The following is a 15457-nucleotide window of genomic DNA, read 5'->3' on the forward strand; positions in this document are numbered from 1 at the left end:
GAAGCGGAAGCAGGCGCCGCACCTGCCTCCACTCCTGAAAGAAAAATAGATGGACCGACGTGCAACATGCCGACCGGATCAGTTACCGCTCTGTTCCAGGTCAACATTCAGGCCAAGGGACTTCAGTTCCTTGATCAGCACGTTGAAGCTTTCCGGAATACCGGCCTCGAAATCATCCTGCTCGCGCACGATGGCCTCATAGACCTTGGTACGACCGGACACGTCATCCGATTTGACCGTCAGCATTTCCTGCAGCGTGTAGGCGGCGCCGTAGGCTTCGAGCGCCCACACTTCCATCTCACCAAAGCGCTGCCCACCAAACTGCGCCTTACCGCCCAGCGGCTGCTGGGTCACCAGCGAATACGGACCGATGGAGCGGGCATGGATCTTGTCATCAACAAGATGATGCAGCTTGAGCATGTAGATGTAGCCAACCGTGGTCTTGCGCTCGAACGGCTCGCCCGTGCGCCCGTCGATCAGCTGCGACTGGCCGGACTTGTCCACGCCCGCGCGGGTCAGCATCGCCTCGATATCGGGGATGGACGCGCCATCGAACACCGGGGTCGCGATCGGCACGCCCTTGCGCAGGTTGCCGCACAGCTCGAGAAGCTGGGCATCGGTCATGTCACCGATCTGCTCGTCATAAACCGCGTCGCCATAGACCGACTTCAGTTCATCAAGCAGTTCCTGCCGCTTCTCGCCCGTGCGCTGGTAGTCATTGGCCAACTGGCCGATCTGGCGACCGATATTGGCGCAGGCCCAGCCCAGATGCGTCTCGAGGATCTGCCCCACGTTCATGCGCGAGGGCACGCCGAGCGGGTTGAGCACGATGTCAACCGACGTGCCATCCTCAAGGAACGGCATGTCTTCCACCGGCACGACGCGCGAGACGACACCCTTGTTGCCATGGCGGCCGGCCATCTTGTCACCCGGCTGCAGCTTGCGCTTCACCGCGACAAAGACCTTGACCATCTTCATCACGCCCGGCGGCAGTTCATCACCGCGCTGCAGCTTCTCGACCTTGTTGTCGAAGCGGGCCTGGATCTTGGCCACCGCCGCGTCAAACTCACGGCGCAGGGTTTCAAGCTCCGCCATGACCTCATCGGACACCACGGTGATATTGCGCCACGCGCCACGCGGATGCTCGGACAGGACCTCGTCCGTGATCTCGGTGCCCGAGCGGATGCCCTTGAAGCCCGCACCCGCGGTCTGGCCGATCAGGTGCTCGCGCAGACGGTTGTAGAAGGAACGCTCCTGAATGGCGCGCTCGTCATCACGGTCCTTGGCGAGGCGTTCGATCTCGGCGCGCTCGATGGCCATTGCGCGCTCGTCCTTGTCCACGCCACGGCGGGAGAACACGCGCACGTCCACGATGGTGCCGGTCGTGCCGGGCGGCAGCTTCAGCGAGGTGTCACGAACATCGGAGGCCTTTTCGCCAAAGATGGCGCGCAGCAGCTTTTCTTCCGGCGTCATCGGGCTTTCGCCCTTGGGCGTGACCTTGCCGATCAGGATATCGCCGGGGTTCACTTCCGCGCCGACATAGACGATGCCCGCCTCGTCGAGGTTGCGCAGGGCTTCCTCGCCGACATTGGGAATGTCACGCGTGATTTCTTCCTGGCCCAGCTTGGTGTCGCGGGCCATGACCTCGAATTCCTCGATATGGATCGAGGTAAACACGTCATCGCGCGCGATCCGCTCGGAAATCAGGATCGAATCTTCGAAGTTGTAACCGTTCCAGGGCATGAACGCGACCAGCACGTTGCGGCCCAGCGCCAGTTCACCCAGTTCGGTGGAGGGGCCATCGGCGATGATCTCGCCAGCCCGCACCTGGTCACCCACGCGCACCAGCGGGCGCTGGTTGATGCAGGTGGACTGGTTGGAGCGCATGTATTTGCGCAGGCGGTAGATATCCACGCCCTGTGTGGCACCACCCTCATCGGTGGCGCGCACCACGATACGCGCACCGTCGATCTGGTCCACCACACCATGGCGGCGGGCCACGATGGCGGCACCGGAATCGTGCGCCACGGCCGCTTCCATGCCCGTGCCGACCAGCGGCGCATCCGAGCGCACCAGCGGCACGGCCTGACGCTGCATGTTCGAGCCCATCAGCGCACGGTTGGCGTCATCGTTCTCAAGGAACGGGATGAGCGCTGCAGCAACCGAGACAAGCTGCTTGGGCGACACATCGCAGGCGGTCACTTCGGTCGGCGGCACCTGGCGGAAGTCGCCGCCACGGCGCACGGACACCAGATCATCGGTCAGATGGCCCTGCTCGTCCTGCTTTGCATCGGCCTGGGCGACGATCAGCTTCTCTTCTTCCATGGCGGAAAGGTATTTCCAGCCATCCTGAAGCACGCCGTCCTCGACCATGCGGTACGGGGTCTCGATAAAGCCGTACTTGTTCACCTTGGCGTAGGTGGCCAGCGAGTTGATCAGGCCGATGTTCGGGCCTTCCGGCGTCTCGATCGGGCAGATGCGGCCATAATGCGTCGGGTGCACGTCACGGACCTCGAAGCCCGCGCGCTCACGGGTCAGGCCACCCGGGCCAAGCGCCGAGAGGCGGCGCTTGTGCGTCACTTCCGACAGCGGGTTGGTCTGGTCCATGAACTGGCTGAGCTGCGAGGAACCGAAGAACTCGCGTACGGCAGCCGCCGCAGGCTTGGCGTTGATCAGGTCATGCGGCATGACGGTGTCGATATCGACCGAACCCATGCGCTCGCGGATGGCGCGCTCCATGCGCAGCAGGCCAACGCGGTACTGGTTTTCCATCAGTTCGCCCACGGAGCGGACACGACGGTTGCCAAGGTTGTCGATATCGTCGATCGCACCGCGACCGTCCTTCAGCTCGCACATGATCTTGACGGTGCGCAGGATGTCTTCCTTGCGCAGCACGCGCACCGTGTCGGGCACGTCCACGCCAAGGCGCATGTTCATCTTGACGCGACCCACGGCGGACAGGTCATAGCGGTCGGGATCAAAGAACAGGCCGGAGAACATCGCTTCCGCCGTCTCGGGCGTGGGCGGCTCGCCGGGGCGCATGACGCGGTAGATGTCGGTCAGCGCTTCCTCGCGCGAGGCGTTCTTGTCCACTGCCAGCGTATTGCGGATCCACGGGCCATTGGCCGCGTCCACCGCCAGCGTGGTCAGCGTGGTCAGGCCTTCGCCCTCGAGTTCCTCAAGCTTCTGCTCGGTCAGCTCGTCGCCCGCCTCGGCATAGATCTCGCCGGTGTGCTCGTTGACGATGTCGCTGGCAATGAAGCGGCCAATCAGCCCTGCGGGGCCGACAAGCACTTCCTTAGTGGCCTCGGCGATCTTGCGGACCATGCGAGCGGTCAGCTTGGCGTCGGCCGGGGCCACTTCCTCCCCGGTCTGGGCGTCGATCAGCGGCTCGAGCAGCTTCTGGCCACGGAAGGCATCGGCATCGAAACGGCGCGCCCAGCCCTTCTCGGTCTTGGTGAATTCCACCTTGCCGTAGAAGTAGGACAGGATCTCATCAGGGTCCATGCCCTGGATTTCCATCGACTCGACATCTCCGCCCTCGGCGGCCTTGGCGGCGCGGGCGGCCTCGGAGGCGGTGCCTTCGAGCGCGTACAGCAGCGTCGTGACCGGCAGCTTGCGCTTGCGGTCGATGCGGACGTAGATCAGGTCCTTGCTGTCGAACTCGAAATCGAGCCACGAGCCACGATAGGGAATGACACGGGCGGCAAACAGGAACTTGCCCGAGGAATGGGTCTTGCCCTTGTCATGATCAAAGAACACGCCGGGGCTGCGGTGCATCTGGCTGACGATGACGCGCTCGGTGCCGTTGATGATGAACGTGCCGTTATCGGTCATGAGCGGCATGTCGCCCATATAGACCGGCTGCTCCTTGATATCGCGGATCGAGCGCGACCCGGTATCCTCATCCACATCCCATACGATCAGGCGCAGGATCACCTTCAGCGGGGCGGCAAAGGTCAGCCCGCGCTGGATGCATTCCTCCACGTCGTATTTCGGCTCCTCGAGTTCGTAGCTTACGAACTCCAGACGCCCGCGCCCCGCGAAATCATTGATCGGAAAGACGGAACGGAACACTTCCTGCAGGCCCGTCGGCGTCCGGCTGTCGGGCGCCACATTCATCTGAAGGAACGTCTCGTAGCTTGCCCGCTGCACGTCGATCAGATTGGGCATCGGAGCCACTTCGGGTATGTGCCCGAAGCTCTTGCGGATGCGTTTGCGTCCCGTGAACGATTTCGTAATCGCGTTCATCGCCTATCCAGCCCCCATCCACACAGGCCCGCACGGTCGTGACACGGTCATGTCACGCGGACTGCGCGGCCCTTGAAAATCCTTGGCAGATCAACCGGACCTGCGCCCGATCAATCTTTCACTACCGCCAAAGGCACCCGAAGCCTTGCGGCCAGGGTGCCTGTAACGCCCAAGGGGGCGGAAACCAGACGGTTTCCACCCTCACCTGAACAATCAGCCTGAGTGCGTCATAAACGACGCATCCCGATTGGCCAACTTATTTGATTTCGACCGAAGCGCCGTTGTCTTCAAGGGTCTTCTTGATCTTCTCGGCTTCATCCTTGCTGGCGCCTTCCTTGATGGTCTTGGGCGCGCCCTCGACCAGGTCCTTGGCTTCCTTCAGGCCCAGACCGGTGATCGCACGGATTTCCTTAATCACGTTGATCTTCTTGTCGCCGGCCTTGGTCAGGACCACGTCGAACTCGGTCTTCTCTTCTGCCGGAGCAGCGCCAGCGCCCGGAGCGGCAACGGCAACAGCAGCCGGAGCAGCGGCGGAAACGCCCCACTTCTCTTCGAGCAGCTTGGACAGCTCAGCCGCTTCCAGAACGGTCAGGGCGGAAAGGTCTTCAACAATCTTGTTCAGATCGGCCATGGTATTGGTCTTCCTAATTTATACACTGGTTGGCACGACACAATCCCGTTTTTAGGGAAAATGCCGTTTTGTTGATAGCCCGGCGGGCCGGGCCATGGGGTCTCAGGCGGCTTCGCCCGTCTTGGCATAGGCACCAAAAACCCGTGCAAGCTGTCCGGCCGGCGCCTGCAGCACGCCTGCGATCCGCGTAGCGGGGGTGGAGATGAGCCCCACCAGCTGCGCGCGCAGAACGTCAAGCGACGGCAGTTCGGCCAGAGCCTTGATGCTTTCGACGTTGAGCGTCTGGGCACCAAGCGATCCGCCGAGCAGAACAAGCTTGTCATTGGTTTTGGCGAACTCGACGAGCACCTTCGCCACGGCTACCGGTTCATCCGCCCACGACAACGCGGTCGGCCCCTTCAGCAGCGGCTTGATGCCTTCGAACTGGGTCCCTGCCAGGGCGAGAGAGGCCAGCCGGTTCTTCGCGACCTTGTGTGTAGCTCCAGCCGCACGCACGCGACGCCGAAGGTCCGTCACATCAGCCACGCTCAGCCCGTCATTACGGGTGACAATGACCATGGACGTTTCAGCGAACACGGCTGCGAGGGAGGCAACAAACTCCCGCTTCTCCGTACGGTCCAAATCCCGTCTCCATCATCACCTGCCAGCCAGGGCCAGCAGGTAGGGTTTACCCTGGGGATGCGCCGACAAGCCGACAACATCCCGGTTCGCCTGTCCTTTTAACGGAACAACCAGTGTGGGCTTTCGCCCCGATCCGGCAATCCCCGTCTTCCGGCTGCGGCCCTTTCGGGGCCATCAAGGCTTGCGCCACATCCGGTCATGGACAGGTTCGGAAACCGGCGGCAAGGCCGCCAGCCCCTGTCCCCTTCCCCTTAGCAGGAAAGGGTCATTCCTTGGCTGATCAGCCCGCCGTGAAGGCGGCGACGTCAACCGTAACACCCGGCCCCATGGTGGAGGACAGGGCGATCTTCTTCACGTACGTGCCCTTGGCACCCGTGGGGCGGGCCTTCTGCACGGCATCCACGAACGCGCGGATGTTCTCGGCCAGCTTGGATTCGTCAAACGAAGCCTTGCCAACGCCTGCGTGCACGATACCGGCCTTTTCAGCGCGGTATTCAACCTGGCCGGACTTGGCTGCGGAGACCGCGCCCTTCACGTCCATGGTCACGGTGCCCAGCTTGGGGTTGGGCATCAGGCCACGCGGGCCGAGGATCTTGCCCAGACGGCCCACGAGCGCCATCATGTCCGGCGTGGCAATGCAGCGGTCGAAGTTGATCTCGCCAGCCTGCACCTTCTCGGCCAAGTCCTCGGCGCCAACCACGTCGGCACCGGCGGCCTTCGCTTCCTCGGCCTTGGGGCCACGGGCGAACACGCCAACGCGCAGGGTCTTGCCCGTGCCGTTGGGCAGGGACAGCAGGCCACGGACCATCTGGTCGGCATGACGCGGGTCAATGCCGAGGTTCATGGAGATCTCGACCGTCTCGTCGAACTTCGCCTTGGCGTTGTTCTTGATCAGGCTGATCGCCTCATCGAGGCCATACTGCTTGTTGGAATCGACTGCGGCGCGGGCTGCGGTCAGACGCTTGTTCTTTGCCATTGGTATCAGCCCTCCACCACGTCGAGGCCCATGGAGCGGGCAGAACCTGCCAGCATGCGCACGGCGCCGTCGATGTCGTTGGCGTTCATGTCTTTCTGCTTCGTCTCGGCAATCTCGCGCAGTTGCGCAATGGTCACCTTACCAACGCTCGCGGCCTTGCCTACGGTCGAGCTGCCCTTGGAGATCTTGGCAGCCTTCATCAGGAAGTAGGTGTTCGGCGGGGTCTTGGTAATGAAGCTGAACGTACGGTCGGCATAGGCGGTAATGACGACCGGGATCGGCATGCCGGGCTCGAGGCCCTGCGTCTTGGCGTTGAACTCCTTGCAGAACTGCATGATGTTCAGGCCGCGCTGGCCGAGTGCCGGACCAACCGGCGGTGACGGATTCGCCTTGCCAGCGGGAATTTGCAGCTTGATGTAGCCAACGATTTTTTTGGCCATATCCGGGGCTCCTGACTGTTTCACCCGGACCGCGGTTCTGGTGGCCACCCGCCTGCCCGCATGGGCAGGGCGGGCGACCTCCCGCGTTCCGATAAGAGGCGCGCACCTACCGCTGTTTTGGGGTGCCTGTCAAGTCTTTGTCATGGAATCCGCTGCCGGACAGGTCAAGGGACTCGGGGCCATTATCAACATTCACGCCGCTGACCGCCTTGGGCATGCGCAGATGGTTGTACTGCATCACGTCAAACGGGCGAATCTGCTTGTTGTTGGGCAGTTCGGCCGTGCTCCAGCCGCCACCGAGCGAGCGGATGAGTTCCACCTGCGCCTGCATGTAGCGGGTCTCGACCTGCACCTCGGCAATGCGGGCCTGAAGGGCCGCCACCTGCGCCACCACCACGTCGAGGTAATTGGTCAGGCCGCCGGTATAGAGCTGCATGGTCATGTTCTGCGTGCGCATGGAGGCCTGCACGGCCTCGGCCTGCTGGCCTGCCTCGATGTTGAGGTCATGCGTCATGCTCAGCCCGTCTTCCACGTCCTTGAAGGCATCGAGCACGGTGGCGCGGTACTGGTCCTCCGACTGGCGGTACTGCGACCAGTTGCGTTGCAGCTCCGCCCGGCGCAGGCCTCCCTGGAACAGCGGCAGCACCGCCTGGGCGGCATAATTGTACATGCCGTTGGCGATCTTATCGAGCGTGAAGCCGTTATCCATGAAACCGGCCATCGCGCTGAAGGTCACATGCGGGTAGAACGCCGCGCGTGAAATGCCGATGGCCCGGTTGGCCGCCGCCATGTGCCGCTCGGCGCTGGCGATATCGGGCCGCCGCTCCAGCAGGGTCGAGGGCAGGCCGACCGGAGTCTTGACCTTGGGGAAGCTGATCTGCCCGCGTGGCGCGATATGGAAGCTGGACGGCGCTACATTGCACAGGATGGCGATGGCATGCTCCATCACCGCGCGATGGGCCTGCAGGTCGGTATCCGCCGCCTGGGTCGAGGCAAGCTGGGTCTGCGCGCGGGCCACGTCGATGCCCGCCGCAATCGCGCCCGCCTGTCGCATCTTCGTGATCTGCACGGCGGTCTGGTAGTAGCGGATCGAGTCAAGATAGACGGCGTGCTGCGCGTCCATGCCGCGCAGCTGCATGTAGTCATTGGCCAGCTCGGACTGGATGCTCAGCCGCGCGGTGGCGAAATCGGCCGCCGCCGCCTGCGCCATGCGCTGCTGCACCCGCCTGCGGTTACGGATGGCCGACCAGAAATCCGGCTCCCACCGCGCCGTGGCGCTGTACTGCTCGGATGACATGTAGATCGGCCCCTGCGACCCCGCGCCACGCCACAGCCTGTGGGAAGACGCCTGGTTCATCGAAGCGCCCGAGCCACCCGATATCTGCGGATACAGGTTGGACTGCGCCTCGGCGGCGATGTCACGCGCCTGGGTGAAGGTTTCCGCATCAGCCTGCAGGTTGGGGTTCATGCGGCTGGCGCGGTCCTCAAGGTCATCGAGGGTCGAGTCGTTGAAGACGGTCCACCAGTCGCCGCGCGGGGCGCCATCCTGCGGCGTGCCGTACTGCATCAGGCTGTCGCCCTTCCAGTTATCGGGCAGCAGGTAATGCTGGTGGCGGTATTTGGGCGCCAGGTCCACGCACCCGGCCAGGCTGCCCGCAAGGGCGGCGCACCCGGCCAGGGAAATCATACGACGCGAAAACATGCGACGGGGCAGGATAGGGCGTGACCGGCTGCACGGCGCCGCATTCATTGGCGCACTCCCGCGTCACCTGCGCTGTCATCTCCGGCTGGCATGGCGCGCACGTCATCTCCCTTGCCCACGGCAGGCGAAGCCGAGGCGCCAGCATCGTTATAGCCGGGCGTCGACCCGACCAGATAGACCTTCTGGCCTTCCAGCAGCCCTGCGGAAGGGTTGTTCACGATCCGGTCCTGCGGGCCGATGCCTGCCAGGATCTGCACTTTGGTACCCAGGTTCGTCCCCACCGTTACGTTACGCAGGCGGATGCGGTCATCCTTGTCCACCATCGCCACCTGCATGCCCTGCGCGCGAAATACGAGCGCGCCTTCAGGCACTATCAGGATATCGGGGTCGCCGGGTGCGACAAAGTGTACATTGGCGTAAGAATCCGGCCACAGCTCGCGCTTGTCGTTATCGACCACCAGTTCGGTAGTCACGGTGCGGGTGCCCGCGTTGAACGCCTTGGCGGTGGCAAGGAACTTGGCCTTGAACACCCGGCCCGGATATTGTGGCACCGACACGTCACCCTCGAGCTTGGGGCTGATGATATCGGCATAATCCTGCGGCACGGACACGAACACGCGCATGCGGTGCACATCGGCCACGCTGAACAGCTCGGTGGCCGTGCCGCGTGAGGAGACATCGCCACCGCCCGCGTTCACGTAGTCGCCCACATCGGCGAGGCGGGTGGTGACCACGCCATCAAACGGGGCGACAAGCTGCTTGAAGCCGATCAGCGCCGCATAGCGCGAGACCTCGTGGCGGGCGGCCTCGACCTCGGCCTGGCGGGCCTCGGCATCGGCGGCCTGCACGTCGACTTCCTGCTGCGAGACGGCCTGCGTGCCCTGCAGCGCGCGCCAGCGCCTGGCCGTGATCTGTGCCAGGCGGTAGCGCGCCATCGCCACGTCAAAATTGGCCTTTGAGGCCGCGTACTGCGCATCAAGGCCCGGCGTGTCGATGGTGGCCAGGATCTCGCCCGCCTTCACCTTGGCGCCGATATCCTTGTACCACATCTGCACATAGCCCGAGACCTGCGCATAGATCGGCGCCTGGTACCATGCCGAGATGTTGCCCGGCAGGTCGAGCGTGCGGGTGGTGGGGCCTTTTTCAGCCGTGATGACCTGCACGCGCGGGATGGCGGCATCCTGCGCCGCCTCCTTGAGGTTGGAGACATGGATGCGCCGCTCGAGAATGCCCCCGGCAACGATGGCAGCCACCACAACCCCGCCAAGGGTCACGTACAGCCGACCACGCCTGGACATGCGCGGCGTCTGGTTTTCCCCTGAGGCGGTCATGCGTGCTCTCCTTCGCCAGCGGCGGCTTTCTTGGACTTTCTGGAATGGATCAGCGCAAACACGCACGGCACGAACAAAAGCGTGGCGCAGGTGGCCACCAGCAGGCCGCCCATCACCGCGCGCCCGAGCGGCGCATTCTGTGAATTGCTCAGCGACATGGGCAGCATGCCGATGATCATGGCCGAAGCCGTCATCAGCACCGGGCGGATACGCTCATAACCCGCCTCGATCGCAGCCTTCACCGCATCGCCATGCAGGTCCATCCGCTCACGCGCAAACGAGACCACAAGGATGGAGTTGGCCGTGGCCGTGCCCATGCACATGATGGCACCCGTCAGCGCCGGAACCGACAGCGCCGTGTGCGTGAGGAACAGCGCCCACGCAATGCCGCCAAGCGCGCCCGGCAGGGCCGTGATGATGATGAACGGGTCAAGCCACGACTGGAAGTTGACGACGATGATCAGGTACACCAGCAGGATCGACATCGCGAGGCCGCCGATCAGCTGGGTATAGGCCCCGTTCATGGTCGAGGCCTGGCCATAGATGGTCAGGCTGGAGCCCTGCGGCAGCTCCTTGCGGGTCTCGTCCACCACGCGCTGGACCTCACGCGAGACCGCGCCAAGGTCCAGCCCCTCGTTCGAGGCATAGATGTTGAACACGGGCATGATGTTGTAGTGCGACACCTCGCCCGGCGTGCCGGTCTGCACGATCTGGCTCAGGCCACCAAGGATCTGCGGCGCCTTGTCGGACGGGTTGCCGTCGCCCTTGTCGATGGGGATGGTCTCGAGGTCGTTCATGGTCTGCAGGAACTGCAGCGGCGTCTGGATATCGACCAGGTGCGAGACCCCGGTCTTGGGGTCGAGCCAGTAGGTCGGTGCCACCTGCCCGCTGCCCGACAGCACGGCAAGCGCGTTGTTGGCCACGTCCGCTTCCGTCAGGCCGGTGCCCAGCGCGTAGGTGCGGCGCGCGTTGACGCGCAGCGTGGGCGTGTTGAGCGGCTCCTGCACCGACACGTCGGCAATGCCGGTGACATGGCGCAGCTTCTCGGCCAGCTTCTCGGCAAAATCGAAATTGTCATACAGGTTGCGCCCCGATACCTGCACGTCGAGCGGCGCGGGCAGCCCGAAATTCAGGATCTTGGCGGTAAGGTCGGCAGGCATGAAGGTGATGTCGGTGCCGGGAAATTTCTCGGCCAGCCCCTTGCGCAGGATGCCACGGAACTTGGCCACCGGCGCTTCCTCGTCCTTCAGCGTCACGGTCAGGTCGCAGTCCTGCGCGCCGACGGTGGGCGTGGGAATGAAGGCCTGGTTGAGCGGGCTGAACGGCAGGCCGCAGTTATTGACAATGCCCTCGACCTGGCCGGGCAGCAGGCGCTCGATCTCGCCATTGACCAGCATGGCGATCTTGCCGGCTTCCGCAATCTTGGTGCCCATGGGCGCGCGCATGTGAATGGCCAGCGCGTTGGAATTGATCTCGGGGAAGAAGTCCTGCCCGGCAAACAGCAGCAGGCCCAGCGAGGCGAACGCCGCAAGCCCAAAGATCGGCACGAAGCGGCCGCGAATGAACAGCAGGTGCTCGAGCAGCGCCTTGTAGCGGTTGCGGAAGGTGACGAACCGGCGCTCGAACCCCAGCTGGAAGCGACCGAAGATGTTGGTCGGCTCATGGTGGCCGCCCTCCGCCTTGGCCTTGGCATGGGCTGCGACCTGCGCTGCGAGCATGTATTTGGCCATGGTCGGCACCAGCGTGCGCGAGAGGATGAACGACGCGATCATGGCGAAGATGATGGCTTCCGCCATGGGCATGAACAGCCAGCCCGCAACGCCCGTGAGCTGGAACAGCGGCATCCACACGATACAGATGCACAATGTCGAGACGAAGGTGGGAATGACGATCTGGTTGGCGGCGTCGATGATGGCCGTCTCGAGATCCTTCTCCATTTCCAGATGCGCGTCGATGTTCTCGATCATCACCGTCGCATCATCGACCAGAATGCCCACGGCAAGCGCCAGGCCGCCAAGCGTCATGACGTTGATGGTCTGGCCTGCGGCCCCCAGCCCCACGACCGAGCACAGCATGGCCAGCGGGATGGAGGTGGCGATGATGACGGTCGATCGCCACGAGCCGAGGAACAGCAGCACCACAAGGCTGGTCAGCAACGCTGCGGTGCCCATTTCCTGCACCACGTCGCGCACCGCCTCCTTCACGAAGGTCGAGGCATCGCCCAGCACGGTAATGTCAACCCCGGGCGGCAGCGTACGAACGATGGAGGGCAGCAGCGCCTTGATCCCGCTCACCACCGACAGCGTGGAGGCATCGCCGCTTTTCATGATCACGATCAGCACCGCCTGGTGGCCCTTGACCAGCACCATGTTGGTCTGTGGCGGCCCACCTGCGTGCACCCATGCCACATCACGCAGGTAGACGACGGAATTCCCTTCCTGCTTGATGGGCATGTTGTTGAAACTGTCGATCTCCTCGGGCGAGGCGTTGGTCTGCACCATCCAGTCAAACGCGCCGATCTGCTGGTCGCCTGCTGGCAGCACGATGTTCTGCTTGCTCAGCGCGTTGCCGATATCGGTGGCCGAAAGCCCGTGGGCGAGCAGCTTGCTCTGGTCGAGATCGACCATGATGTTGCCCGGCTGGCCACCATAGGGGTTGGGAATGGCCGCCCCCGCAACCGAGACCAGTGCGGGCCGGATCAGGTTGGAGGACATGTCGTAGATCTGCGACGCGGTCATGGAATCCGATGAGACCTGCAACGTCAGCACCGGCACGGACGAGGCGTTGTAGGTCAGCACCAAAGGCGGCGTCATGCCCGCGGGCATCTGCTTGATGACGGTCTGGGAGACAGCGGTGATCTGCGTCTGCGCCACGGCGGTGTCGGTGCCGGGCTGGAAGAACACCTTGACGATGCCGCGCCCGTAATAGGACTGGCTCTCGATATGTTCGATATTGTTGACCGTGGCGGTCAGCGCGCGCTCGTAATAATAGACCACGCGGCCGGACATGTCCTCGGGCATGAGGCCGGTATAGGTCCAGCAGATCGCAACCACGGGGATGTTGATGCTGGGGAAGACATCGGTTGGCGTGCGGAGCAGGCCACGGACACCGAACACGACGATGAGAATGGACAGGACAACAAAAGTATAGGGCCGCTTGAGCGCGGTAACGACAATACCGTTCATGCGCGGCCTGTTGCCCCCTGCCCTGTCGGCAGGCCCGGCGCCATGAAGCACGCACAGGGCGCTCCGGGCCGGGACAGGTGGTGTTCTTGCATCTCTCGTCTCCCCGTCTGTCCATTCGGTGTTAATGGGGGTGCGTCAGGTGGCAAATGAAATTTCAATTTAGTTTCCGGCCTGCACCACACAAAAAGGCGGAAAAATTATGGTCATGGTGACACCGGGCATCCGCTCGTGCACACGCGTGGGCATGATGTCGAGCTGCGCGTGGTGCAGCGCCACAATGGCGGAAACCAGGCTCAGCCCCAGCCCTGATCCGGGAATGTGGCGGCTCTTGTCCGAGCGGTAGAAGCGCCCGGTCACCGCCTTGCGCTCGGCTGCCGGGATGCCAATGCCCGTATCGCTCACCTGCAGCAGGGCGCACTCCCCATCCATGGCGGTATGAATTTCAACCCGGCCGCCAGCGGGAGTGAATTTGATGGCGTTGTCCACCAGGTTGGCCAGCACCTCGATCAGGAGGTCACGGTCGCCCTGCACCTTGATCGGCGCCTCACGGGCGGCACAGGCCAGGATGATACCCTTGGTTTCGGCTATGGGTTCATACAGATCGACGATATCAGCCACCAGCGCATCGAGGTCCACCGTGCCGAATCCGGCCCGCCTGCGCCCGTTCTCGATCTCGCCTATGCGCAGCAGCGCGGTAATGATGGCGAAGGACTGGTCGAGGTCATCAATGGTGCGGGAAATGACATTGCGCAGCGCCTCCGCCGAGTGCCCGGCATTGAGCGCGCGGTCAAGGCGGGCGCGCACGCGCGCAAGCGGCGTGCGCAGGTCGTGGGCAATGTCGTTGCCCACGTCGCGTATTTCATCAAGCAGCTGCTCAAGGCGGTCGAGCATGCGGTTGACGCTGCCCGCAAGGCGCTGGAGGTCGTCATTCTGCCTTCCCGCGGGCAGGCGCTCGTGCAGGTCGCCCTCCATGATGCGGTCGATCGCCTCATGCATGACCTTGACGCGCGAGAGCGCGCGGTGGCTGAGGATGATGCCGGTAATGAGTGCAAACAGCACGGTCGGCACGATCGAGACCAGCATGGAATGCCGCATCATCAGCCGCAACTCGGTGCGCATCTGCCGGCTGCGCCCCAGCACAAGGTAGCGCCCGCCGGGCACGCCCACGGCCACCATGCGCAGCACGGTGGCCGAACTGCCCCCCGTGGCCTCGGGGGCTACGACATGCACGCGCCCGTCAGCCACGAGCCCCGTGGGCCAGCTATGCAGGTCGCCCACGATATAATGCTGCCCGGCATCGAACAGGGTGGTGGCGTTCATGATGATGCGCAGGTCATCGGTGGCGCGGTCGCGCACTTGCTGCTCGAGGGCTGCAGGCGTTTCACGCTGCAGGATTCCCGCCTCGCGCAGCAAAAGCAGGTCGGAGCGCTTGGCCTCGAACACGTTGGCCTGGCTGTAGCCAAAAAAGAACTGCAACGCCGCCGAGCCGATCATCGCCGCCACGACCGCCAGCGTAAGGCGGAAGGTGGCGGTGCGGAACAGCTCGTTACGAAACACGCAGCATGAACCCCGCGCCGCGGATGCTCTGGATCAGGGGCGGGCGGCCCGTTTCATCAATCTTGCGGCGCAGCTTGCCGATATGCACGTCCACGAGGTTGGTCTGGGGAATGAAGCGGTAATTCCACACATCCTCGAGCAGCATGTTGCGCGTGAGCACCTGGTTGGGGCGGCGCATGAGGTATTCGAGCAGCCGGAACTCACGCGGCAGCAGGTCGATCAGCACGCCATCGCGCCGCACGGTGCGGGTGATGAGGTCCATCTCCAGCGGGCCCGCGCGCAGCATGGTGTGGCGCGAGGTATCGGGGCGGCGCAGCAGGGCCTCGAGGCGGGCGGCGAGTTCCTCCATGGCGAACGGCTTGGTCAGGTAGTCATCGCCACCCGCCTTGAGCCCGCTCACCCGGTCATCCACCGCCGAAAGGGCCGAGAGCACCAGCACCGGCACATGCACCTGCCGCTCGCGCAGGGTCTCGATCAGCGTCAGGCCATCGAGCTCGGGCAGCATGCGGTCAACGATCATCACATCGAAATGCGCGTTCAGCCCCATGGACAGCCCCGCCGCGCCTGAAAACTCGTGCTGCACCACGAAGTGCCGGCTTTCCAGTTCCTCGATCACTTCCTGCGCGATCTTGCCATCATCCTCCACCAGCAGCACGCGCGGCGTGGCCTCGGGCCGGGGCACGGTGGGCATGGGGTCGGGCGGCAGGTTTTCAGACGGAACATTCATCACCCCTCCCTTATGCCGCGCGCAGCAAAATACGGC

10 protein-coding genes are annotated in these 15457 nt (G+C 63.8%); all 10 read right to left on the reverse strand.

The window, feature by feature from the left end:
• Nucleotides 1-78: 78 nt before the first annotated feature.
• The 10 genes from rpoB to DV027_RS02210 all read right to left on the reverse strand — a co-directional run bounded on the left by rpoB (nt 79) and on the right by DV027_RS02210 (nt 15421).
• On the reverse strand, nt 79-4251 hold the full coding sequence (gene rpoB / locus DV027_RS02165) for a DNA-directed RNA polymerase subunit beta (RefSeq protein WP_130730321.1): 4173 nt from the start codon (nt 4249-4251) through the stop codon (nt 79-81).
• A gap of 256 nt (nt 4252-4507) precedes the next feature.
• The gene (gene rplL / locus DV027_RS02170; RefSeq protein WP_078524563.1) at nt 4508-4882 is read right to left on the reverse strand and encodes a 50S ribosomal protein L7/L12; all 375 of its coding nucleotides are present in this window, start codon (nt 4880-4882) and stop codon (nt 4508-4510) included.
• 102 nt (nt 4883-4984) lie between these two features.
• Nucleotides 4985-5503 (reverse strand): 50S ribosomal protein L10, encoded by a 519-nt coding sequence (rplJ, locus tag DV027_RS02175; protein ID WP_078524564.1) that lies wholly within the window; start codon nt 5501-5503, stop codon nt 4985-4987.
• A 280-nt stretch (nt 5504-5783) separates the two neighbouring features.
• Nucleotides 5784-6479 (reverse strand): 50S ribosomal protein L1, encoded by a 696-nt coding sequence (gene rplA, locus DV027_RS02180; protein ID WP_130730322.1) that lies wholly within the window; start codon nt 6477-6479, stop codon nt 5784-5786.
• A gap of 5 nt (nt 6480-6484) precedes the next feature.
• On the reverse strand, nt 6485-6919 hold the full coding sequence (gene rplK, locus DV027_RS02185; RefSeq protein ID WP_010513094.1) for a 50S ribosomal protein L11: 435 nt from the start codon (nt 6917-6919) through the stop codon (nt 6485-6487).
• A 106-nt stretch (nt 6920-7025) separates the two neighbouring features.
• Nucleotides 7026-8669, reverse strand: a complete 1644-nt coding sequence (locus tag DV027_RS02190) for an efflux transporter outer membrane subunit (RefSeq protein ID WP_408884444.1) — start codon at nt 8667-8669, stop codon at nt 7026-7028.
• The gene (locus DV027_RS02195) at nt 8666-9952 is read right to left on the reverse strand and encodes an efflux RND transporter periplasmic adaptor subunit (protein ID WP_130730324.1); all 1287 of its coding nucleotides are present in this window, start codon (nt 9950-9952) and stop codon (nt 8666-8668) included. The genes DV027_RS02190 and DV027_RS02195 overlap by 4 nt, the downstream gene beginning before the upstream one ends.
• The gene (locus tag DV027_RS02200) at nt 9949-13137 is read right to left on the reverse strand and encodes an efflux RND transporter permease subunit (protein ID WP_130730421.1); all 3189 of its coding nucleotides are present in this window, start codon (nt 13135-13137) and stop codon (nt 9949-9951) included. Before DV027_RS02200 ends, DV027_RS02195 begins: the two co-directional genes overlap by 4 nt.
• A gap of 159 nt (nt 13138-13296) precedes the next feature.
• Nucleotides 13297-14694, reverse strand: coding sequence for a sensor histidine kinase (locus DV027_RS02205; RefSeq protein ID WP_130730325.1), 1398 nt, complete (start codon nt 14692-14694; stop codon nt 13297-13299).
• Nucleotides 14684-15421: a response regulator transcription factor gene (locus DV027_RS02210; RefSeq protein WP_130730326.1), complete on the reverse strand. Its 738-nt coding sequence runs from the start codon at nt 15419-15421 to the stop codon at nt 14684-14686. The genes DV027_RS02205 and DV027_RS02210 overlap by 11 nt, the downstream gene beginning before the upstream one ends.
• Between the last annotated feature and the right edge of the window lie 36 nt (nt 15422-15457).

The organism is Komagataeibacter xylinus (genome assembly GCF_004302915.1).
Taxonomy (GTDB): Bacteria; Pseudomonadota; Alphaproteobacteria; order Acetobacterales; family Acetobacteraceae; genus Komagataeibacter; species Komagataeibacter xylinus_C.

Coding starts and splice junctions, on each gene's coding strand:
- rpoB (WP_130730321.1), bottom strand. CDS start 4,251: ATGAACGCGATTACGAAATCGTTCACGGGACGCAAACGCATCCGCAAG.
- rplL (WP_078524563.1), bottom strand. CDS start 4,882: ATGGCCGATCTGAACAAGATTGTTGAAGACCTTTCCGCCCTGACCGTT.
- rplA (WP_130730322.1), bottom strand. CDS start 6,479: ATGGCAAAGAACAAGCGTCTGACCGCAGCCCGCGCCGCAGTCGATTCC.
- rplK (WP_010513094.1), bottom strand. CDS start 6,919: ATGGCCAAAAAAATCGTTGGCTACATCAAGCTGCAAATTCCCGCTGGC.
- DV027_RS02190 (WP_408884444.1), bottom strand. CDS start 8,669: ATGAATGCGGCGCCGTGCAGCCGGTCACGCCCTATCCTGCCCCGTCGC.
- DV027_RS02195 (WP_130730324.1), bottom strand. CDS start 9,952: ATGACCGCCTCAGGGGAAAACCAGACGCCGCGCATGTCCAGGCGTGGT.
- DV027_RS02200 (WP_130730421.1), bottom strand. CDS start 13,137: ATGAACGGTATTGTCGTTACCGCGCTCAAGCGGCCCTATACTTTTGTT.
- DV027_RS02210 (WP_130730326.1), bottom strand. CDS start 15,421: ATGAATGTTCCGTCTGAAAACCTGCCGCCCGACCCCATGCCCACCGTG.